Origin of the sequence: Pedobacter sp. MC2016-14 (genome assembly GCF_020991475.1) — a bacterium.
Lineage (GTDB): Bacteria > Bacteroidota > Bacteroidia > Sphingobacteriales > Sphingobacteriaceae > Pedobacter.
This window is the reverse complement of the sequence record NZ_JAJMPA010000002.1, coordinates 598119-621676: the sequence shown is the minus strand read 5'-3', so window position 1 is coordinate 621676 and position 23558 is coordinate 598119. Positions and strand designations below refer to the sequence as shown.

Genomic DNA, 23558 nt, shown 5'->3' with positions numbered 1-23558 from the left:
TTTTTAAAAACCTCAATAAAGTACCCAATAACACATTACTCAATAGCCAACTTTCGAATGGTACGTCCCCAGCTCTCTCCAATAAATATAACGTCATTTGGATCTGAAGCCAGACAGTAAGGATAGCTAAATTTAGAAGCGAGTGGTGCTCCGTTAAGTCCGCCTTCAGCCAAAACCATTCCGGCTATCGTAGAGACATATTCAGTGTTACGGTTAATTTTCCGGATGACATAAGCATTTGCTTCCGCAACATAGATGTTCCCTTCAGCATCCAGGCACATTCCTGCAGGGCCCCTAAACGCTGCTTGTGTACGCCTTGATCCATCAATTGTAGCCAATCCGTTAAAACCGGCATATTCCGTTACCGTTAGCCCATCTTTGCTCACTTTGTAAATTCCGTTGACTCCTTGCACACTAATGAAAAAACATTGATCTATTTTACTGTAAATCATATAGGTATAATCTGTATTCCCAACAGGACCGCAAGTAGGGTTTAAAATCTGAACATTGGTTGGATTGGCAATTTGTAAACGACCAAATTTACCATCCTTATCCCTAAAGTATAACCACTCTTCGGTTTCGTCAAGCGCAGCAGCCCAGATAAAATTGGTTGAGCCTGGAATCTGAGCAGCAAGAATTTGAGGCTGCCAAAGGCTGCTTTTATCGTAAAAATAGACCTTATGAGGAACGTTTTTTCCAATAGAATAAATTCTCGTCCTTGCCGCATTTATGGCCGGATGGGTTCCATCAAAGCTGGTTTGTAGTGTAGAAACCTTGTTGTCGTTTACGGAAATATACCGCACTACACTAGACAGGGATTCAAAAGAGATCAACTCGTCGTTACCCAATGCCGCCAGACCAAATGTCCTTTGCATTCTGGCATCGGATAAGGACCCGTTTACATAGGCATCTGCGCCACTCAAGCCCACTACATTGGATACACTCTGCGCAACGATGTATAAGAATTTTTTAGAGATGCTTCCGTTTTTTGTTTCCACAGTTACCTTTACCGAATTGTAGCCTCCAAGTTCTTTAGGTACCAGACAATAAATAGTTTCATTGTTTAAACTTATTATAGTCGCCGGTCTGTCTTTTTCAGCATCTGTAAAGAAAACCTTTACTTTCGATTTGTCCGTTCCAAAGTTCGAACCCTTAATGATAAATTTTGTTCGGATCCCGCCAGAATCGGGCAGAAACGTTGTGACCTGTACAGGTAAATTTGGATCGAAAGTAGTCGGTTCAACGGTTGCTTCATCGTTTTTACACGAAAAAATGGAGACGATCACCACCGCCAGCAGCAGTAGCTGCCTCAGGCCTTTTTTTCGGGAACTAGTTAGTAAATAAGTATTCATAAATTTGTTTGGTTTTGAATTTAAGTGGAGAAAACACTCCCTTTTGTCAACTATTTTTAATTCATTTTTAGATGACCGACAGTACATCGCTCGTCGACCCTGGAAATATTTAATATTTCTCTTTGAATTTGATTTTGGTTGTAAAATTTCTTCATTTAAATTGGTTTGGTTGATATTCTATTTATTTTGATGTATTCTATGGATCTGAACCTCATTATTATGGCCAATTGCTGAGGTCAGGTGCACAGATATAAAATTAGTGAAAAGAAAACAAGCAAATCATCGTATTTTAACCACTTATAACTGCTTATTATCTTCAATTTGTACTTCATAATTTTTAAGTCTTATCTACACCAAAACGAATCAATTGTAATCTTTAATAAAAATTTATGACAAACCAATTCTAGCAAATTAATCGTTAAAATAAATCATCAACCTGAACTAAAATTAGAATTTTGTTCCATTGCTTTATAAGTTTTAATATTTGGTTAGTTACCGGGCATTTATACCTAAATAAACACCTCAATAATTGTCTATATGACACTTATTAAAAGTAGCTAGTTTCATCCGAAGCATCTAATCTTATTTTAATGAATTATAGCAGGATATTAACCGTATATTTCATAAAAGCACTGTTTATCGACCAATTATTGGTTAAGCCCAATTTTTACTTTGCTAAACCTGAATTTCGGTTAGGTGGTTCTACCTGCAATAGGTGCTTCACAAAAAAGTCTCTCCTTCTGCGTCGTCCATAAGTTCCTCCATCACTATGCCCCATGTTCGGCACACATAAAAAATCGAAGTCTTTATTGGCTTTGATCAATGCATCCGCTAAACGGAAGGTTGATTCTGGTGGTACGTTTTCATCTGCTTCTCCAACGATCAGCAATAAATTTCCCTGGAGCTTTGAAGCATTGGTAATATTAGATTGTGCGTCATAATGCGGCCCGACTGGGTATCCCATCCACTGCTCATTCCACCATTGTTTGTCAATTCTGTTGTCATGACATCCGCAAGAAGAAACTGCAGCCTTATAAAATTCTGGATGGAACAATAAAGCACCAGTAGAATTTTGTCCGCCGGCAGAGGTACCGTAGATCCCTACCCTGCTGATATCTGCATTTGGATATTTAGCCGCCATTGCTTTAATCCACAAAATCCGGTCAGGGAAACCTGCGTCCGCAAGGTTTTTCCAGCAAACATCATGAAATGCTTTAGATCGGTTAGCTGTTCCCATCCCATCCATTTGCACCACAATGAAACCTAATTCTGCAAGGCTTTGCATTTCGCAATAAGGCGTAAAATTCTTGGGTACAAAACTGTCCTGAGGGCCAGCATAGATGTACTCGATAACAGGATAGCTCTTTTGCATATCCATTTTAGATGGTCGCCAGATCAAGCCCCATATATCCGTTTTACCATCCCTGGCTTTTGCGACAAAGACCTCAGGCAATTGAACGCCTGTTGCCGTAAAAGCATCGGTCGTACTTTTTTCCAGTTCCGAAATGATTTTTCCATCTCTGGTTTTTTTAACAACGGTGACTGGTGCAACATTGGGTTGTGCATAGGTATCCAGATAACACAGCCGATCTGGTGAGAAAGTAACCTTATGGTTTCCAGCCTCCGGACTTAAAGATATCAGGTGTTTTCCATCAAAACCAATTCTATAATAGTGTACGAAATAAGGGTCTTCGGCTACATTCATCCCACTGGCGCTAAACCAGATCTCCCGTTTGGTATAATCTACGCTGTCAATATCTCTAAGCACCCAGTTGCCTTTTGTAATTTGCTGTTGCTTACCCGTTATGGTATTCACCAGGTAAACATGACGGTAACCGCTTTGCTCAGTTGTCCACAACATTTCATCAGATTTAGGCAAGTAATAAGTATAGGTCCTGCTTTCATAAATGAAGGTATTTGTCTTTTCCTCAATGATGTTTCTTGTTTTACCAGTAAGCACATCTACCTCTATCACCCTAAAACGCTGATGCCCGCGGTCGGCCTTTTCATAAGTATAATATCTGCTGTCATTTTTCCGCCAATGTAATCGCTGCGGACGAAAAAAGTCAATCTTTTCTGACTCCACTTTAATCTTCTTTCCGCTTGACACATTAATGATGAAAGGCTCGTAGCTGGTAAAAGCATCACCAGGCTGCGCATATTCCCTTGACTTTAATTGTCCCCGCGTTGTACCAGGAACAGAACTTAACACGTAGTGCACTTGTGCAGTTTTTTCTGGCTTGACCAAATAAGCGATTACGTTTTTGCTATCTGGAGACCAACTCAACTCATCATAATAATGCGTTATGCTACCATCAAAAGTAAGTTGGTCCTCTTTTTTACTTTGCAAATCTGTGATAAAAACATTACCACCTTTCACATTGAGTCTTTTTTTGCCGTCTGGAGACTGCATCACCATCCGGTTGCCTTGCCATTTAGAGTTTCTCCGCTGCAAAGGCGCTTTTGGATCATATTTCAAAGCTGTAGTATCTGTTGCTGGCTTAACAGCATAGTTTCCAAGATCCACTTCCAGCCATTTTTGATCTTGCTTAACCACCATAGCTTTTCCGGAGCGGGTAAAAAAAAGGGTAGTAAATTTAAGCTGAGTAGCATCCAGCGCATTGCCTGTTGCTTTACCGATTGCATCAGCAAGCTTTTGATGATCAAATGCCTGTTTACGAACTCCTAAACGCGTATCAACATAAATAAATTCCCAGTGACTGGCATCGAGGTTTTTACGGTATGAGAAAGAAAATCCATCTGGATTCCAATTGGGCACGATGTCTCCATTTGCGGCAATCTTTCTCACGTTAGCATCCAGTTTGTCTGCTTCCTGATAAATATTTTCCATCTCCCCGGCTGTGGGACGATAGGGAACAAGACTTTTTTGCTGTGCAGCAGCCGAAAAGGCCGCAATTTCTAAAATAAAACAGAGGCAGCATTTTATGATGTAATAGCGTGAGTTCATTGCTTACAAAACCTTTATATAATACATTTTTTCTATTTCTTTTGCAGAAAGCAAGTCTTCCTGGCCAGCTTTTAAAGTCAGGTTTTGCCATTTTTCAGAGGGTACAATCCTCAGCGGCATTTGACTTTTGCCGCCAAGAACCAAAGGAAGGTTAAAGCCGGCAACGCAGTTTTTCCAGCGATAAAACACCTTTCCATTAGCCATATAAAATTCCAGTTCTGGTATTTGCAGGGTACGTAAGTACTGGTCAAATACTTTTGAATAATCATATTTTGCAACTTTTGAGATATAAGCCTCAACCTGTGCCGATGTTACCGTTTGATGGTAAAACTCCTGATTAAGTCCCCGGAGGATGGACCTGAAAAGTTCATCATTGTTCATGCTATGGCGAATGCTGTGTAAAAGATTGCCTCCTTTGGGGTACATGTCACCACTGCCCTGCGCATTTACGTTATAAGCGGGAATGATCAACTTATCGTTCTTGATTCCGGTTCTAATGCCGTAATTGTATTCATTCCCCGCTTGTTCACCAAAAGTATAATCTACAAATAAAGTTTCACTGTAATTGGTAAAGCCTTCATGCACCCACATATCTGCCAGGTCATTCGTGGTGATGTTATTCCCAAACCATTCATGTCCACTTTCATGGATAATGATAAAATCCCATTTAAAGCCCCATCCTGTACCCGAACCGTCTCTGCCCATGTATCCGAATTTATACCTGTTTCCATAAGAAACTGCCGACTGGTGTTCCATTCCTGTGTGTGATGCATCAATCAGTTGGTAACCATCTTCATAAAAAGGATACGGCCCAAACCAATGCTCCATGCTTTTAAACATCTTGTGTACCTGATCTGGCATATATTGCTTTGCCTTTTCATAATTATAATCCAGTACCCAATAATTAACATCAAGCTTTCCTTTCTCTCCCGCATATTGTTCTTTAAAATTCACATACTTGCCGATGTAAGGGATGATACAATAATTGCTGATTGGATTGACAACATTGTATTTTACAGTAATGGTACCATCTGCATTGTTCTTTTTAAAGACCAAACGGCCGTTACCTACTGCAACCAGTGTATCAGGCACGGTCATGGTTAGCGAAGCACCTCTATCAGGCTCATCGCCCTGGTGGTCTTTATTTGGATACCATATTGAAGCACCCAATCCCTGGCAGGCTACGGTCATCCAGGGCCGTTTTAAAGAGTCGAGTCCAAAAATAAACCCACCATCCCAGGGTGCTCGAATTGCCTGATGAACCTTACCATGATAAAAAATGTGAACATTGTTTTCTTCTTTTTTACCTTGTTTAGGGACCTTTATATACCACACAGAAGCCTGATGCTCAAAATCCAGTTTTTTCGAGTCATTATAGACCACGCTGTCAATAATCAGAGGATCTGCCATGTCAATTTGCATCTTCAGCTGCCCGTCATTTGGCTTCGTAACTTTATAAATAATTTTATTGGAACCAGAAATCTGCTTTCCGTTAAAATCAGGCTTCAAGGTCAATTCATACCGCTGTACATCCCACCAGCTGCGTTCAAGCGTGATGCTACCCCTCAATGTATCTGCTAATGTATAGTGCTTAACCGGACCTTGCGCAAAACCTGTGGTTTCAGTATTAAAATAAATGGCCATGATGACCAGCGAGGTTATAAATAGCTGTTTCATTTTTATTTTAAAGCCTCACTATGGTCGTTTTGAAAATCTTCACCAGTCCATATTTTTTGCGCAGACCATTTAACGGCAGCATTGGCCCAAAAGGGATCAGTCTCAGGCAATCCTAAAGGCAAGAAGATATTGGTACAGATGTAAGGGCTCCCCTGATTGTTGTAAAAATCACCGAGCGTGGGTTGATCGCCATATAAACCGATAGTCAGCCAGCCGTTTTTATAGGTTGTTGGACTTTCCAGTGTTTTTTTAATCACAGCCGTCAACGCACACCTCACCTGCTCCGGACTCAATTGTTTAGGCAAGGCTTTTCTCCATGCCATATCTGCCAGGTGATGAAACGCGGCTCCGCGATAAACTATGGAGCGGCCGGTAGCAGGATAAGTGCCATCTGTATTGATTAGCCTTTCCTGGATAACGGCATATCGCTCATTTCTACTTTTTATTTTCTTAAACATGGCATTGTAAGCAGTTGTGCTTTTGCCAATGATATCTGCTAGTGTGGCCAGATAGGGATGTATGACATAACTATTGTAATAGTCGTAAGCAAAGGAATTTCCATCATTATACATGCCATCTCCAACGTACCATTGTTCCATTTGCTGCAAAGCATAATCTACACGCATAGGATCCCAATCCTTACCGAATTTGGCTAAGAAAGCTTCATTCACAGCAGAAAACAAGAGCCAATTGGAAAAGACAGGTTTAAATCTTCTGGTAGTGATAATGGACTTCACTAAAAGCTCCTGGTTTCTTTTACCCAAATGTTCCCACAGCCAGGGCGCACGTATAAATGCAAGCGCCACATATGAAGCATCTACCAACTGTTGCCCGCCAATATCAAAGTTCATAAAGTCTTTAGCATTGGAATCCAGTGCATTTTTTAAACCTTCAATTGCCCATTTACGGTATTGGTTCCGCAGCGCTACTTCTTCTGCAGCTCCGCCTTCCAGCTGAAGCCAGGGTGCCACACCACTAAGTACCCTGCCCAATACCTCCACATACTGCACTTTAATTCGATGCTCTTTGTTATCTATATGGATGGAGGTTACTTTAGGCATCACAATGCGCAGGCTATCTTTAGCCAGATTGTAAAGCACCGGCTTCACCATTTTATCCATTTGACGCAACCAGAATACCCTGTCTGTTAGCGATTTTTCTTTTCTTCCCGTACCCTTTTTTTGCGCAGATGAGGTTTCCCCTAACAGGAGCAATAAGGATAGTACAACTATAATTCTATTTACGTTCATCATTTATAATTTAGAAATCTGTAAAGTTCACAAGCAGCAAGTAAAAATGCACCTACACCAAAACCTGCGGTAGATTTTTCATCCACCACCTGTCCTGGAATGGCTTTCTCTCCTATTGGTTGCACATACCCTATACGGCCATCGCTTTGAAGCGCTACTTCAGATAAGTATTTCCAGCCTTTTAATGCCGCAGGCAAATAGTCTTTTTCTTTTAAGATCCCATTGTTAATACCCCAAAATAAACCATAGGTAAAAAATGCGGTGCCGCTGGTTTCCGGTCCAGGCGCATGATCTTTATCCAGCATGCTGCGTGTCCAATAGCCTTCAGACTGCTGACTTTTCACAATAGACTTTGCCAGTCCTTTAAATTTAGACAAATACACGTCACGATGAGGATCATCGGCAGGTAAATCCATCAATACTTTTGCCAGACCGGCAAATACCCAGCCATCACCCCTGGCCCAAAAATCTTTCTTCCCATTGATACTTTTATGCTTAGGATATACATATTTTGCGTCCCGATAATATAAACCCGTCTTCTGATCGTACATGATGCTATTTGCATAGCTAAAGTACTCATGAAGTTTGTCCAGGTATAGTTTATTTCCGGTAAGCTTATACATTTTAGTCATTACCGGCATCACCATATAAAGTCCGTCCGCCCACCACCAGTAGTCGCTTCCAGGCGTACTCATTTGATATTCCATTACCTCTTTTGCCCTTTCAATTTTATAGGCTTCGGGCTTTATATTGTAAAGATCAATGTAAGTCTGAAAACAGATCTGCCAATCGCCAAACAACACATAATCCTGTTTCTCTCCATACTTATATTTCCATTCCTGCTTATTTTTAGATCTGGCACCCATCCATTTATTGTAACTGGCCCATTGCTCTGAATATGCGAGGTAACTTTGATCTCCGGTAACAGCAAAAGCCTCCATATTACCAGTATGATATGCCGCAACGTCCCAGAAAGCCCACAATTCAGGTTTATTGTTCAATTGCCAATAAGCATTCGCCTTATTGATTGCCGACCATACAAAGGCTTTATCCGGAATACTTTGCGCCGAGGCACCCAAACCGAGCCATAATAAAAGCGAAACCCATATTTTTCCAGCCATTATTTTACGATTTTTACACCTTTAAGTGTGGGTACTACCTTTTTTATACTTCCGTCAATATTGAACTCCAGTTTATCTATACACACTTCCCTGTAGTAGCCGGCAGCATTTCCCATGGTTATGCCCGCTGGTCGTGTAAAACGATGGTAAACAATATACCATTCGTCTTTTCCCGGAACCTGGATCACTGAATTATGCCCGGTAGCATAAATGCCTTTAGCGGGATCTTTTGCAAGAATAATATTGTCTTCAGGGACCTTGATTTTACCCAGAGGAGAGTCAGCTGTTCCATACCTTACCCTGTAATTTTCGTCCCTGGTGTCATTTTCTGACCATAGAAAGTAATATTTACCGTTTCTAAAAAAGACTTCCGTGCCCTCTCTAAAAGTACCATCAGGTTTAATATTTACAATAGACGTGGTATCAATAGAAACCATATCCGCATTTAAGGCCGCAGCAGCCATATAGCCATTTCCCCAGTACAAATAACTTTTACCGGTTTTTGGATCAGTAAATACATCTGGATCTATTTCTTGTCCACCGCCCTTAATTCCTTTCGGTCTTCCGGCAATCAGCGGTTTACCGATGTCCGTAAATGGTCCGGCAGGGTGGTCAGCAACGGCAACGCCAATTTTTTGTGCGGCAGTAAAATAGTAAAAGTACTGATATGCACCATTGATCTTTTTCTCTATTGCTGTAGGTGCCCAGGCATTTTTCTTTGCCCAACTTACATCTTTTGGTAAGTCGAGGATTACGCCTTCATCTTTCCAGTTTGTCAGGTCATTTGAAGAAAAAGCTTTAAAATAAGTACCGCTCCAACCCGTAAAACCATCGCTGGTTGGGTACAGGTAATATTTTCCGGTCTTATGCGAATACAAGATTTCCGGATCTGCATAATAACCATCCAAAACCGGGTTCGCATCCGGATCAGTATTCCATTTACCAAGCAGCGCCCTGGTTTCTTTAGCAGTAATGGGCAGTACCGTACCATGTCTCGGATGAAAATCCATCTTTACCTCATGATCTATTACAGTAAACTGCTTTAAATCTTTGGTTTTGGTAAACTGGTAACGGCCCTTAGTATACACATCGTACATTAAAACGTAACCTTCTCCATTGTTCAGTTTAAATACACCAGCGCCTTCTACAGGATCTTTAGTTTGCTGAACATAACCATCCCGCAGCACATAACCTTCTGTCAATTGATCGGAGATCGCTACTTTAATCCCTGCCCCTGCCCCTTCGGTTTTAAAAAACAAGTGATATTTACCTTTATCCAGTATGATATCACCATCAATACATGCACCATTGGTAGGACTAAAAAACAATTGTTTAGGAGCGTTCTCCAAATCTGTAAAATCTTTATTTGCGTAGGCATAATAGATTTTATCCGGATCGTCTCCGTGTTTCATGGACCAGTAAATCATATACTTCCCTACACTTTGATCATAAATGGTCTGTGGTGCCCATACCCGAAGCAGATTTTCATTTCCAGGAAAACGCTTTTGGATGTTGACAATACTGGAGGTCCAGTTTATTAAATCCTTGGATTTCAAAAGGACCATTGCCCTGTTAGAACTCCAACCTTTTGCCGCTACCATATCTGTAACTACCATATAAAATGTCTTGCCGTCTGCCCCACGCAAAATATTTGGGTCACGTACTCCACCGGTTGAACTGATGGCGGCAGAACTGATAACCGGCTGATTGTGATTTAAAGCCTTATAGGTATATCCATCCTTACTTATCGCAAAACGTATAGATTCTTCTGTACCCGTATTACCCGTAAAATAGGTGAAAAGATAGGCCGTTGGTTTAATCTTTTGCGCCATTGCGCCATTCCCGGAAAGCAGGAGTACAAATGCTCCGGCACATAGATGAAAGGCCTTAATAATAATGTGTTTAGTTAGTTTTATATTCATAAGTGATTTCACCTTTATAATTAATGGTAAGCAATTTTAAGCATCACAACTGAGTTGGCGGGTAACAGGATGGTGGTGCCCTTGCCTTTTATTTTCAGCTTTTCTTCTTTAGGAAGAATAAAAAAGGGCTTGTCTATAGTATTCCTATCAGACAATTCGCCCTTAATTACCGTTAAACTACCCGAGCCCGCCAGCTTTACCCCTTCAAAAGCGATCTCTTTGGTTTTAACGGATCCATCTGTATTTACCATCTTAACAATAAGTTCTTTTTTTACACGGTCAATTACTGAAGACACATATAAATGATCTGCACCAGAAATCACCTTGTTATTGATTAATGCAGAAACTGTATGTGTCCCTTTGTTTGTAGAAAATAATTTCTGTACCAGGTAATTTGGTGTGCCATAGATCTTCAGGTTATCCATCCAAATTAAATCAGGTGCCCATTGCCAACCTTCTGTATTTGCAAATAAAGGGGCATAAGAGGCCATATTAACCACGGCAGCATTTCGCTCCAAGCCAGTCATAAATGCGGCTTCGGCAATTGCCGCCTCCCAGATGTTACGGTTACTCCCGATAATTTTTCCATCAACATGTGCCGCGTATTCTCCGGCAAAAACTTTAGGGCCATTTCTGTCGTATTGATCATACCGTTCTGCATTTTTAAGGAACCATTCAGGAGCGCGGTAATAATGTTCGTCAATCACATCAGCTTTCATTTCACGCAGTGAGGCATCCAAATACCTAAAACGTTCAGAATCGGGATCTGTGCCGGAGCTAAAAATCAGGTTGATATTAGGATACTTAGCCTTGATGGCCGCCTGAAAAACCTTTGCCCGTTCTACATATTGAGGTCCCCAGTTTTCATTACCTACCCCTAAATATTTTAAATTGAAAGGTGCTGGATGCCCCATTTCTGTCCTTAACTTTCCCCATTTGGAGCTGATGTCTCCATTTGCAAATTCAATAAGATCCAGCGCATCTTCCACATAAGGATCAAGCTGATCTAAAGGGACAACTTCAGCGGTATTAAACTGGCAGGCCATACCACAGTTTAGAATGGGCAAGGGCTCAGCACCAATGTCCTCTGCCAGCTGAAAATATTCAAAAAAACCAAGTCCGAAAGTTTGAAAATAATCTGGTGCAGGGCGGTGTGCAAACTCTGTGTTCCAGCGGTTCATGATCAGCTGACGCTCTTCGATAGGTCCCACCGTTTTTTTCCACTGGTAGCGATTGGCCAAATCAATGCCCTCTACGATACAACCACCGGGAAAGCGTATAAAACCAGGCTTCATATCCGCCAATAGCTGAACCATATCTGCACGCATACCTGCCTTTCGCCCTTTCCAGGTATCACCAGGAAAAAGAGAGATCATATCCAGGTCAAGCACGCCGGTACCTTCCATCCAAATGTTCAATTTAGCATTACCAGAGCCTTCATTTGCAGTAAAACTAATCTCCTGCTTTCCCCATTGTCCTGAAGTGCCGGAAGGTTTTAGTATTCCGCCACCAAGCAACTGGTCTTTTTCATCCAGCAATTCAATGTGTAAGGTAACATTTGCCCCCTGCTGACGGCAGCGTACAGAAAAATCATATCTCAAGCCTTTCTTTACGCCCATTCCTCCTTTAAAGCCGGCATTACTAAGGCCAACATCTCCTTTCAACGCAGCTTTAACATTTACCCTCAGGTACCTTGGATTGGCTACATTGGCTTCCTGCCTGTTGAGCACCAATACATCTCCTTCTTTAACCTTCTTACCCTTTATATTCCACCCCATTAAAGGCTTTAAAAACTCAAAAGAACGGTTTTTTACCATCTCGGCATATAAGCCCCCGTCAGCACCCATATTGATATCTTCAAAGAAAATGCCCCACATGGTAGGCGAGACTTTACTTTCAGACCTGGCAACATCCACCATGATGGCATCCTTTATTTGTGCAGAAGCTGTTATACCGCATAAGGTGGAGATGAGTATAGCAAAGTTTATCTTATAATTCATGTTCATCTTTGAAACCAATTTTAACAAGAAAATGAGAGTATACAAAACGTAATTCTACCTAAAACAGGCAACATTTTACCCAAATACCTGCATGTTTATTCTGATTTGAGGCTAAAGACAGCAGTTTTTAATCCTTTTCCAGATACTTTTAAGGTAATTGTCCCGGCTTTTTCTGAAGACTGCAAAGTAGTAACCAACATCCCTTTAAAGGCTTTCATGTATGGCAGGTGAAAAAGTTCAAGGCTGGTTGCATCTCCGTTTGCGACTACCTTGTAAGAACCCTCACCGCTCACTGAAAAATTCAATATATTGTCGGCATCGGGACAAAGGTTCCCTTCTGCATCTACAATTTTAACCGTCACATAGGCAAGATCATTGCCATCGGCAGAAAGTGAATTACGATCAGACCTTAACACAAGGTGATGTGGCTTGCCGGCAGTTTTCACAGTTTCCTCTGCTACTGCTTTGCCATTTTCATCGTAAGCCACAACTTTAATAAGCCCAGGCTGATAAACCACATCATTCCACATCAGGCGGTACCTGTTCATATTGGCACTGTTGTTCTTTACCTGTCTCCCCATGCTTTTTCCATTTACAAACAATTCTGCAGAAGGGTAACTGGTATAACAAAACACTGGGGTAACCTGACCTTCCCTGCCGGGGAAAGTCCAATGTGGCAGCACATGTAGTGTAGGTTTTTCCTTGTTCCAATTGCTGCGATAAAGGTAAAACCGATCTTTCGGGATGCCGGCAAGGTCAATAATACCAAAGTACGAGCTATGCGATGGCCATTTAGCATCATATGGCGTAGGTTCGCCGAGGTAATCAAAGCCAGTCCAAACAAATTCGCCAATCACAAAACCAAGGTCATCCTGTTTAACAAATTCATCATCCGGGATTTGAGACCAGTTACAAAATTCTACATCATAGGAAGAACTTTGATTGTCATCGTACATTTTCATTTTAGCAAAAGCCACTGGAAACTTATATACCCCTCTGGAACTTACCGTTGAGGCCGTTTCCGTACCCAAAATAAATCCTTGTGGCAATTTACTATTGGCATTGTCGTACAGCATGGGCTTATAATTAAAGCCGGGAACATCAAGAATGGAGGCGAAGTTATTGTTTATTGCATCATTAATTCGATCCATCCCTGCCGTAACAGGTCTGGTAGGATCTTCCCGATGGCAGATGTCCTGCAAAAATTTAGCGATCTTATTTCCGTTTTTAGTGCTTTGGTCGGGAACCTCGTTTCCTATGCTCCACATCACTACTGAAGGATTATTCCTGTCACGGTGAATCATATTCACCAAATCTTTTTCTGCCCATTCGTCAAACAAATGGCTGTAGCCATTCGCTACTTTTCTGGCTTTCCATTCGTCAAATGACTCTACCATCATCATAAAACCCATTTCATCACAAAGTTTGACAAGTTCTGGCGCAGGCATATTATGAGAGGTCCGTATGGCATCGCAACCCATATCTTTAAGCAATGTTAACTGTCTGCGTAAAGCAGATACGTTAATTGCAGCACCAAGCGGTCCAAGATCATGATGGTTACAAACCCCTTTAAATTTTCTGTAAACCCCATTTAAAGAAAAGCCTTTACCAGCTTCAAATTTTATGCTGCGGATTCCAAAACTGGTAGAATATTCATCTTTCAACTTGCCCTGATGGTACACTTTTGAAATGGCTTTGTACAGTACAGGGCTTTCCGGCGACCATAGTACCGGGTTTTTAACTACAAGATTTTGTTCAAATTCCATATGGTCTGTAGCCAAAAGATCAGAAGAACTTTCAGCAATCAGCTGTCCTTTTGCATCTACAATGGTGGTCTGTAAGCGCAGTCCGCTAGTGTTAGTCCTTAGGCTCTCTACCTTGGTTTTAATTTTCACTTTAGCAAAGTCTGCATTCACTTCTGGAGTGGTAAGGTAAGTGCCCCAAACCGGAACGTTGACATCTTCTGTAATGATTAAATGTACATTTCTGTATAATCCTGCGCCAGTATACCACCTGGAAGATTGCGCTTTATTTTCCAGGCGCACCGCCAATGTATTTTCCTTTCCTTCAATAAGATAATTGGTAATATCAATAGAAAATGAATTGTAGCCGTAAGCCCAATGTCCAGCCTCCTTACCATTTACGTACACATAAGGATTACTCATGGCACCGTCAAAAAGCAATACAGCCCTTTTATTTTTTCCAAAAGCAGGAGCGGTAAATTTATTGCGGTACCAGCCTATGCCTACAAAAGGCAAGCCGCCTGTACGGCCAGATTTTACACTGGCTTCTTTTTCACCATTTTGTACAATCTGAACTTTTTGCAAATCATTCTGCCCGTTAAATGGGCCTTTTATAGCCCAGTCATGGGGAATACTTACGGTTTCCCATTGCTGATCAGGAAATGTGGGTTCAGGGGCATTTTTAAAATCACCTTTACTAAATTTCCAGTTTTTACTAAGTAAGTATTCAGTACGCGTTTGCGCAAAGGATATTGGTGAAGGGAGAATGAAAAGAATGAGGATGGAAAAGGAAATGAGTAAGCAGTTCTTCTTTATCATAAATGAGCAATATAAGCTTGAGTAGTTTGTTTATGTTTAGCATGTAAATATAAGCAGTCCTCAAACAGATATTGCCCAAATATTATCCGCTTATACGCGGATTTTAAGATTCATTTACATACCGTCAGCGCGCATGGCCCAGATAATTTTAACATGCCTGTAAGCATTGGTTGAGGACCATTCATTATCATAATTTAAACCATAGGGCCAAATATGACCGCCGCCTGTGTGAATTGCTCCGGCTGCCCCGTCAAAACTCTTCACCATGTTTACAGCGTTGGCCCCTACAAAGTCTGATGAGGAGAGATTTGCTGTAAAACCTGCTGACAGGCCAACGCCATAGGTATGCGCTATCTCATGCATAGCCGTACGTACACCCTGATAACTTGCCGTAGGTCCGAAACGAATGTTTCCATTGGTGCTTCCATCTGCTGTTGCAACGCCAGTGTTGTACTGAACGGTGAGTGTACGGGCCGGCCAGTTCGCTCCCGCATTGTAGCGTGCACAGGCGTCGTTCATTGCATTGGTAATTCTGGTAAGTACATCTGCGGGAACTCCGGTACTGGTAAGTGTCCAGGTTAACTGGCCACTATAGCTAACAGGCAACAAGCCCCATTGTTGGTTTTCCCCACCCCAATAATCGTACTGGTTGATCGCAGCCCCCGGCTCTACCGATTGCCCAACTACATCTATATCTTTACCGCTGTTTCGGTTTATGATCCTATAGTAGCCGTTTCCAATGCTCGTGAATTGCCACTGCTGTTCATTACCGGTTGAGGAAGTGTAAATGTTAATGTCTGCATTGTTGGCGGTACTGGCACCTGCAACGGCAAGCGAAAGTCCACTTGGTACGCCAACGATAGAATAATACCCACCTGAAAGCTGGGTTAATGTCCATCTTTCATTGGTGCCTCCTCCGGCGCCATATTGAACAACATTCGCACCATTCGCTGTTGAGGCCGATGCCACATTCAATGGCATCCCGCTCTTTCGGTTTACAATCAGGAAAGTGCCATTACCTACTGTTTGCAAGGTTTCTGTAGCTGGAATACTTGCTACCTTAAGTGGATTTTTCAAGGGCGCCGCTGGAATTTCTTCATTGACATCGTTTGATTGCTTTTTGCAACTTGTTAATCCCAGGACGACAAGGAGCATCAAACTTAAGAAGTTTGAGATTGTTGATTTTTTTTTCATAAGATTGGTTAATTAAGTTATGGATACATACAGCTTTAATAAGCTTATTTGGTTAGCTAACACAAATCAAATTTAGAATATTACCATCATCTAACAGACCGAAAATTAACTAAAACGAACTACATATTAACCAGTTAATATGCTGACAACCAACCAATTCTATCAATATCACTATAATTAACCTTGCTGACAGCGGTCTACTTACAAATACAATAAATTAGACTACTCCATTTCTACTGTTTTTTAACCATCAGTTTTCCTTGCTGGCTGCCAAGCCTGCCCTGCATATCTGCACCTTCAATTATAAGTGTATAAGCCCCAGGATTATCGGCAGTATAGAAACTCAACTGTGCTTTTCCATCTTTATCTGTAACAATGTTTGGTTCCCAAAATATAGTAGAGCGGATATCCGAACCATCGGCCTTACTGGCTGAATGATATTTAGGTGCATAAAACAATTTAGGCAGAGAAAAAGGCATTGGTTTATACAAATAGGTACCCATTTTTTTCTTTATTAGTGGTCCTTTACCTGTACGTGTGGTGACTTCAATAAATGCATAATTCCATGGTGTAACACTCCCCCCATTAAATCTAAAACTGTAGCTCACCTGGTATTTCCCAGTGGTCATCACCTCTATCCCTATTATGTCTTCTGCATCAAAGTATTGTAAATAATTTTTAATATTATCGCCTGGAGTAACGCCTTCTGGCCGCCAGAATTCTATATCCATACCATCTACAACCAGTGCAACCTGCTTCTCATTCACAAAATAGTTTAAAGCACCTACCGCATGATCTGTCCCACTTTTATCTGCCCGCTTTACCATGTCCGGCCTCTTCATAAAGCCTTTGATATATTTGGTCATCAATTCCTCCAGGTTCATTTTACCTGCTTTGTCTAATTCCAGTTGATTAATAACTTGATCTGCATTACCTGCTCCGTTCAGGTTTTCGGAACCTTTGACAATTTTTTTCTGACTAATTACCACCTCATTAAGCATGTTTGTTTTGCCTGTGACACGATCATATTCCTTTTGCAGACTTATCCGATGGCGGGCAAGCATTAAACTGGCTGTATCTATGTTTAGGTGCCACCGTGTAGACGGCGACATCATAGCTGTAAAAACGGGAGGTTTAAACTCATCCATTTCAATAGCTACATTAACATTATTTTTGCCTTTCTTATTTCTGGCCTGAACGAAAAACCGGGCGGTGTCTACTGGAAAAATCCCTTTAAAATTAAAGACACCAGCAGCGTTGGTAACCGTGTCTAGTATTAACATGGGCTTTTTTGAAAACAAGGATACGCCTAAATTTGCAACAGGTTTATTAAAAAGATTAAGGATCCTCCCTTTAACAACAAATTCAGGTTCTGCACTGTATTTTAATACTTTAGCAGGCTTAAAGGCCTCTTCATAGCCGTAACTAATCCATCCCTGGCTTAAAAGTAATAAATCCAGATTTTTCCATTTCTCTACATTTTTAGAGGCGCCAACATAATAACCAGGAGATTCTACCTCTCCTTTTAGATTAGATGTTAGCAAAACTTCAATACCGATTGTACTACCTTTAAGACTGTCTGTTTTCACCTGTCCGTCATCCGTAACGGCCAGAGAAAAGTTACCTTGCAGGGGTTTCCCTTCTTTGTCTGCCACCATTAGATCTATTAAAACGCTGTCTCTTTGTCCATAAAACAGCTTATTTGCGGTCAGTCGAATACTTAAATGATCATTGTGATCAACATAAATGATCCTTTCATTAAGCACCTTTTTATCCGAAGTCATCAAAACGAAATGCGCTATTCCAGATGGAAATAATTTTTTGTCAATCTTTCGTTTTATACTACCGCCTTTGAGGCCAAAAGAAGCGCTATAATATGCCCTCCCCCGGCAAAGTCCGATTAAATAATACGAACGACCCAATATATAATCCGGCGTACCACTAATTACCACCTCACAAGAGTCACTTTCGAAAGGATTATTTACCTGAAGGGTCATTCCTGAAGTTTTAACTAAGGGTAGTGGGTAAGTTTTAAAAGAACCATCAGGTAGATCCATCCTTGCCGAATAGAACTCGTTGCCTTCCGGACGAAAGTTAACTGCTCCAATACCTAAAGAATTGGAATGAAACCTTGTGACCTCCCTGCCTTTACTATCGAATATTCTACCACTAACCTGTGCAGCCTTTCCATCCTCATTTAGCGCCTTAAAAGCCATGTGAGATTCAATTGCCACAATAAAACTCCCTCCTTCTGCCATAAATTGCAGATCTATCTGCTCAGGACGGTTCGATATCAAAGGGATCTTTAATTTAGGTTCGCCCTGATCTGCGATACTACCAATATAAATGCGCCTGGTAAATATGGTCTGCAGCCCGAAATTCAGCATCCAGCTGGTATAAGCCCTTAACACATAATCTCCCTGGGGCAGATCTTGATCGATGGCGATGTTTCCGAACATCAAGCCACTATATACAGGCATCATGATTCGTTTAATTAGTACGTTGCTGTCATTGGCAATTTCGACATACATCATACCACTTTTAGCAGCGTAATTTAAGGTGGTAGCATCAAATAAATAAGCCTTAAACCATAACGTATCCCCTAATAAATAAGAAGGTTTATCCGTTTGCAAATACAATTTCTCAATTGCCGAACTGTCATTACGGTTATTTATTGTGGCAATAACTTGCCTGAGGTTTTGTTTTAAAGCAGACTCTTGCGCATAAACTGCCCCATGCACCAGCATAAAAATCAATAGTGCACAGGCTATGTTCTTCATCTCCTTTAGTCTAAAACTATTGTTGTTATTGACCTTGCCGGTAGCGTAATGGCTTCCGAAGGGTCTTGAACTGGCTGTTTTTTTAAATCGATACCTTGCTCTTCAGTGGTTAGATAACTGGACATTATACCATACTTTTTTATCACATTTTTAATATCCAATTCTAATTGTGCTTTCTTGCTTCCATAATTAGTGCATACCACAATCATCTTCCCTGATTGATTTGTAAAGGCAGAAATCATGATATCTTTATGTTCTTTTTTGCTTCCAGTAAGCATCTCCGTTGATAGCCTCGTCATTCCTGGCCTTACAAACCTGCTGTAATGGCCCAACGCCCATAAATTTTTAGTCACCGTAAATTCTCCATCCTTGTAATCCTCATTCGGCTGTAGCGCAATCAGATAATATCGGGTATTCCTGGCTGCACTCCCCGGCTCGTAAGCATTCCAAAATTGCCATGCCGTGGCGTTACCTACTGTTAAATCACTATGAATAACTTTAGATAAAAACAAGGCGCAATCCATAGCACTTCGATCCCCCTTAGTACCCTCTTTAAATCCGTCAGCAAGCATAGAATATTCTGATTGCCAATAATTAAGCCCGTATGCTTTCACAGTATCTGCAAGTTGCTTGCGGGTAGAAGCCAATACCTCATTGTTAGATTCGGTAAAATAACTGTGGCCGGCAATTATTTTAGGGACCAGTGGTAAATCAGCTACATATAAGGGGTTATTCCGGTTAAAGAACGTTTGAATTTGTCGTCCTGCCTTACCCGATCCTCCACATAAATAATTGAGCATTCCTGCCTCTGTAAGCAGGATTTTACTGGATAATTTGTCCTTCACTAATGCAGTATTTAAAGCCTTAGTAACCTTATAAATTTCATAATTTGACCAGGGAGAACCTTCCTGATCTGCTTCCTTATACTTATGTGACCAATCCCACTGCGGTTCATTGACTGGACTCACATACTCAAAATGCAATCCCTGCTGATCAAAATGTTTAACCACGGTTGATAAAAATGTAGCATAGGCCTCAAAAGCATCTTCACGTAGATTGGATTCATAATTTTTCTCCGTTTTATAACCCAGACCGTTTTTGGTAAACTGGACAGGTGGTGAATTGGAAAAAGCAATTAATGTTTCTACGCCATAGTCATGCGCCTTTTGAAGAAAAAACTGGTAACCAGCTTGTTTCGTCCAGTCATAGGTACCATCTTTCTTTAAAAAGGATTCCGATCTTTTTCTAAAGTCTTTGATACCGCTGCTATCTCCCTGTTCTGTGGTGCCCGCACCAATATTAAATCGCCAAGCCGACAGACCTATCCCCTCCGCCTTGCCATTTTTATCAAACTGACGGCTAAAAAGCAATTGAGCTATTCTTTCTTTCTTCTCCTTCGGCCAATCTTTTCCAATACCTTCAGAGAACCAGCAGCCTGAAGAGCCTATATTTTCAATGGTCTGCTTCTTTTGTGCCAGGTCTATCTTAACCTTAATCACACTATCACCATATTCTTTAGCATTCAAGGTGATACCACCTAAACTTAGAAAAACCAGCAAACTAAATGCCCTGAAACACTTTAAAATCATAATTATTGAATTGGCTTAATCATAAAACTGAATGAATAATCTCCAAAAGGCATTTGGTATTTGGTCATTGGTATAGACCTCCAGCTATCTATCCCACCAACACCCATTTGCTTAAAGTCGATATTTAATTGTGTCTGCGCTCTTTCACTGATGTCTGTAGCATGTCGTTGGTGGTGTTTGTCACCATCATCTAAATCCACATCAAAATAGTGAAGCGCACTCATGCTGAGTGGTACGCTAGCAGTGACATTTAAGCCCTTACCTGCCTTATCCCTTATGTTAAACCACCTTACATCGGTTTTATTCCCGGTTTCCTGTGGCGTTACATAATGAAAATACTGCGACTTCACCGTTTGTTTGTATAAACCAACATGCGCACTAAAGAACCTGTCCTGGTAATTTTCCTGTGGGCCCCTTCCATAATATTCAATTTGCTCAAAACCCGCAGGCATAATCCACTGCATCCCAAAACGAGGCAACATAACCGTCTTTTTTGTGGTATCTGCTTTCAGTTGCTCATTAACCAAAAGTTCTCCTTTGCCATTGATGGTATAAGCAATAGTAAGTTTTGCTGCTACATCCGGGAGATCAAATGTTGTGGTAATAAATGCTTTTTTATCCTTCAGTTCTGTATCGAACACCATGAGTTTTGCATTTTCAAAGGCAGTCTTCCATTTTTTCAATTTGAGTTGCAAAGTAGCGCCAAAATCATTGTCATTCGGTGCACGCCAAAAATTAGGCTTTAAGCCATATTGACTGTCTAACATTTCCCTTCCTTTAATACGGTAATTGGTCATCACACCCTTTAGTTTATTAAAGACAATCCTATTTTCAGCAGTACTAAACGTGATTTCATTACCTGTCTCCGTTTTCAAAATGGCCCCTGCAGCTTCCAATGCTAAACTATTTTGGTAAGTTCCTCCTAATTTCAATTGTTCTACAGCTACGATATGACCGGAAGGCTTTAATGGTTCTGCTGATTTTAACCGGTAAGTTAAATTTAAATAGGCTTCACCAGTTTTAACGGTTTTAAAGGGAATATTGAAATTCCCTTTTTGCTGAGGGCCAACATTTACAGCTTGTAAATTCCCATTCTGCACTTGCTTGCCATTTACCAATACCTCCCAATCTAACGTTATATTGCCAAGATCTGTAAAGAATTTTTCATTGTAAACTTCTATGTTATTTTTATCTTTCAGTACCGTGTGAATATCCTGATACACCTTTTTCATTTCCCATGCATGAGGATAGGGCGTTCTATTGGCATAAAATATCCCTTTTGCTGCATAGTTCCAATCCGTAATGGCCTCCTTAGGTTCATAGTCTCCTCCATAGGTATAAACCGTATCACCTTTTGCATTTACACGCTGAAAACACTGATCAACAAAATCCCAGATAAAACCGCCTTGAAAAGCATGTTTATTTGTTCTTATAATGTCCCAGTAATCTGTAAAATTGCCGAGTGAGTTACCCATAGCATGTGCATATTCACACATGATAAAAGGTCGGGTTGGAGCTGGATTTGCTTTGGCATAAGCGATCATCCCATCGGGCGTAGGATACATCGGACAGATCACATCAGAATTCCATTCATAAGTAAAGGTTTTATAATCTGCCACAGCACGCTCATACTGCAGGGGTCTGCTTTTATCCCTTGCTTTCATCCATAAATAACAGGAGTAAAAATTATACCCATTACCCGCTTCATTACCCATGCTCCAGGTGATGATGGACGCATGGTTCTTGTCCCGCTCTATCATCCGCTGTACACGCATCAGGTGCGCTGATACCCAGGTAGGGCGATTGGCCATGGTTTTAGTAATATCATAACCCATACCATGAGATTCTATATTTGCTTCCCCTACCACATAAATGCCATATTGATCACAGAGGTCAAGCCAATATTCTGTATTGGGATAATGACTGGTACGCACGGCATTAATATTGAACAGTTTCATCAGTTTAATGTCCCGCAGCATAGCCTCTTTGGAGATCGTTTGACCTGTGATGGGATCTGTTTCGTGCCGGTTCACACCCTTGATCAAAACAGGTTTACCGTTCACCAAAAACAGCCCTTTCTTAATTTCTATTTTCCTAAAGCCAACCCGCTGGGGAATTACTTCCAGTACCTGACCTTTACCATCTTTTAAGGTTATCAGCAGTTCGTACAGGTTGGGCGTTTCGGCAGTCCATAAACGTGGCCGCTGCACTTCCATTTTAAAGAAGGCATCCACTGTTCCATCAAAACTTAGCTTTTTTTGGCTAATCATTGTATTACCCTCTTTAAGCATTACATCGGCAGTAACACCTGCAGCTGGCTTATTTAATTTTAAACTGAGGTTTAGCCAGCCATTTTTATAAAGTGAATCCAGATCAGGGGCGGCATCAATGTCATAAATATGAACAGGATTACGGGCCAAAAGGTAACAATCCCTGGTAATGCCACTTAGCCGCCACATGTCCTGGTCTTCGAGATAATTTCCATCACCCCAGCGCATAACTTTGAGTACAATCAGGTTTTTACCAGGACTCAAATAAGGACTGATATCAAAGTCAGATGGCAATTTACTATCCTCCCCATAACCCACAAATTTGCCATTAACCCATACTGATAAATTAGATTTCGCGGCACCAATGTGTAAAACTACCTGCTTTTCTTTCCAGCTGGAAGGTAAAATAACCTCACGACGATAAATTGCCGTTGGATCAAAAGTCAGCGGCACCAAAGGTGGATTAACTGTATTCCCCATCAAATAGGCAAATTCAAATCCACCGGTATTGTACAAAGGGAAGCCAAATCCGTTCATTTCCCAATTTCCAGGTACTTTAAAGGTATTCCATTGGCTGTCATCAAATGCAACAGTCTCAAATCCTGATGGAAGATCGGCAGGCTTTTCTGCCCATTTAAACTTCCAGTCGCCGTTTAAAGTTTGATAATTTGCGGAGGAAGTCCAGTCATTTCGGTTTGCTTCCTTTTCATTTCCGAAAACAAAATAAGAGGCGTGCATGGGCATTCTATTTACTTCGTTCACAGTCTCATCAAGCCAGTAAGGCTTTTGTGCCTTCAATGTTACATTACCAGCGAAAATGGAGAGGATGCATAAACCTTTACAGATCAGGCGTTTATTTATAAAAGAGATCATA

At 41.0% G+C, this 23558-nt stretch carries 12 protein-coding genes; all 12 read right to left on the bottom strand.

The window, feature by feature from the left end:
* Positions 1-35 precede the first annotated feature (35 nt).
* The 12 genes from LPB86_RS14815 to LPB86_RS14760 all read right to left on the bottom strand — a co-directional run bounded on the left by LPB86_RS14815 (position 36) and on the right by LPB86_RS14760 (position 23557).
* Entirely contained in the window at positions 36-1352 is a 1317-nt protein-coding gene (locus tag LPB86_RS14815) for an IPT/TIG domain-containing protein (RefSeq protein WP_230645287.1), read from the bottom strand.
* Positions 1353-2019: 667 nt separating this feature from the next.
* On the bottom strand, positions 2020-4320 hold the full coding sequence (locus LPB86_RS14810; protein WP_230645286.1) for a S9 family peptidase: 2301 nt from the start codon (positions 4318-4320) through the stop codon (positions 2020-2022).
* A 3-nt stretch (positions 4321-4323) separates the two neighbouring features.
* Positions 4324-5997, bottom strand: a complete 1674-nt coding sequence (locus LPB86_RS14805; RefSeq protein WP_230645284.1) for a M1 family metallopeptidase — start codon at positions 5995-5997, stop codon at positions 4324-4326.
* 2 nt (positions 5998-5999) lie between these two features.
* A complete protein-coding gene (locus LPB86_RS14800; protein WP_230645282.1) occupies positions 6000-7250 on the bottom strand; it encodes a DUF2264 domain-containing protein in 1251 nt (416 codons plus the stop codon).
* Positions 7247-8368 carry a glycoside hydrolase family 88 protein gene (locus LPB86_RS14795; protein ID WP_230645280.1) on the bottom strand — a complete coding sequence of 374 codons (1122 nt, stop codon included), beginning with the start codon at positions 8366-8368 and terminating at the stop codon, positions 7247-7249. Before LPB86_RS14795 ends, LPB86_RS14800 begins: the two co-directional genes overlap by 4 nt.
* Positions 8368-10290: a family 43 glycosylhydrolase gene (locus tag LPB86_RS14790; protein ID WP_230645278.1), complete on the bottom strand. Its 1923-nt coding sequence runs from the start codon at positions 10288-10290 to the stop codon at positions 8368-8370. Before LPB86_RS14790 ends, LPB86_RS14795 begins: the two co-directional genes overlap by 1 nt.
* Before the next feature lie 20 nt (positions 10291-10310).
* On the bottom strand, positions 10311-12290 hold the full coding sequence (locus LPB86_RS14785; RefSeq protein ID WP_230645276.1) for an alpha-L-arabinofuranosidase C-terminal domain-containing protein: 1980 nt from the start codon (positions 12288-12290) through the stop codon (positions 10311-10313).
* A 95-nt stretch (positions 12291-12385) separates the two neighbouring features.
* Positions 12386-14851, bottom strand: coding sequence for a beta-galactosidase GalB (gene galB / locus LPB86_RS14780; protein ID WP_230645274.1), 2466 nt, complete (start codon positions 14849-14851; stop codon positions 12386-12388).
* Between the two features lie 114 nt (positions 14852-14965).
* Positions 14966-16045 carry an RICIN domain-containing protein gene (locus LPB86_RS14775; RefSeq protein WP_230645272.1) on the bottom strand — a complete coding sequence of 360 codons (1080 nt, stop codon included), beginning with the start codon at positions 16043-16045 and terminating at the stop codon, positions 14966-14968.
* A 233-nt stretch (positions 16046-16278) separates the two neighbouring features.
* Positions 16279-18825: a hypothetical protein gene (locus tag LPB86_RS14770; RefSeq protein WP_230645270.1), complete on the bottom strand. Its 2547-nt coding sequence runs from the start codon at positions 18823-18825 to the stop codon at positions 16279-16281.
* A gap of 5 nt (positions 18826-18830) precedes the next feature.
* Positions 18831-20414 carry a glycoside hydrolase gene (locus LPB86_RS14765; protein ID WP_230645267.1) on the bottom strand — a complete coding sequence of 528 codons (1584 nt, stop codon included), beginning with the start codon at positions 20412-20414 and terminating at the stop codon, positions 18831-18833.
* Between the two features lie 2 nt (positions 20415-20416).
* Positions 20417-23557 (bottom strand): glycoside hydrolase family 2 TIM barrel-domain containing protein, encoded by a 3141-nt coding sequence (locus tag LPB86_RS14760; protein WP_230645265.1) that lies wholly within the window; start codon positions 23555-23557, stop codon positions 20417-20419.
* Position 23558 lies beyond the last annotated feature (1 nt).

What these genes read in the sequence shown, in the direction of transcription:
- LPB86_RS14795 (WP_230645280.1), bottom strand. Translation starts at nt 8,368, where the DNA reads ATGGCTGGAAAAATATGGGTTTCGCTTTTATTATGGCTCGGTTTGGGT.
- LPB86_RS14760 (WP_230645265.1), bottom strand. Translation starts at nt 23,557, where the DNA reads ATGATCTCTTTTATAAATAAACGCCTGATCTGTAAAGGTTTATGCATC.
- LPB86_RS14800 (WP_230645282.1), bottom strand. Translation starts at nt 7,250, where the DNA reads ATGATGAACGTAAATAGAATTATAGTTGTACTATCCTTATTGCTCCTG.
- LPB86_RS14775 (WP_230645272.1), bottom strand. Translation starts at nt 16,045, where the DNA reads ATGAAAAAAAAATCAACAATCTCAAACTTCTTAAGTTTGATGCTCCTT.
- LPB86_RS14815 (WP_230645287.1), bottom strand. Translation starts at nt 1,352, where the DNA reads ATGAATACTTATTTACTAACTAGTTCCCGAAAAAAAGGCCTGAGGCAG.
- LPB86_RS14790 (WP_230645278.1), bottom strand. Translation starts at nt 10,290, where the DNA reads ATGAATATAAAACTAACTAAACACATTATTATTAAGGCCTTTCATCTA.
- LPB86_RS14810 (WP_230645286.1), bottom strand. Translation starts at nt 4,320, where the DNA reads ATGAACTCACGCTATTACATCATAAAATGCTGCCTCTGTTTTATTTTA.
- LPB86_RS14765 (WP_230645267.1), bottom strand. Translation starts at nt 20,414, where the DNA reads ATGATTTTAAAGTGTTTCAGGGCATTTAGTTTGCTGGTTTTTCTAAGT.
- LPB86_RS14785 (WP_230645276.1), bottom strand. Translation starts at nt 12,290, where the DNA reads ATGAATTATAAGATAAACTTTGCTATACTCATCTCCACCTTATGCGGT.
- LPB86_RS14770 (WP_230645270.1), bottom strand. Translation starts at nt 18,825, where the DNA reads ATGAAGAACATAGCCTGTGCACTATTGATTTTTATGCTGGTGCATGGG.
- galB (WP_230645274.1), bottom strand. Translation starts at nt 14,851, where the DNA reads ATGATAAAGAAGAACTGCTTACTCATTTCCTTTTCCATCCTCATTCTT.
- LPB86_RS14805 (WP_230645284.1), bottom strand. Translation starts at nt 5,997, where the DNA reads ATGAAACAGCTATTTATAACCTCGCTGGTCATCATGGCCATTTATTTT.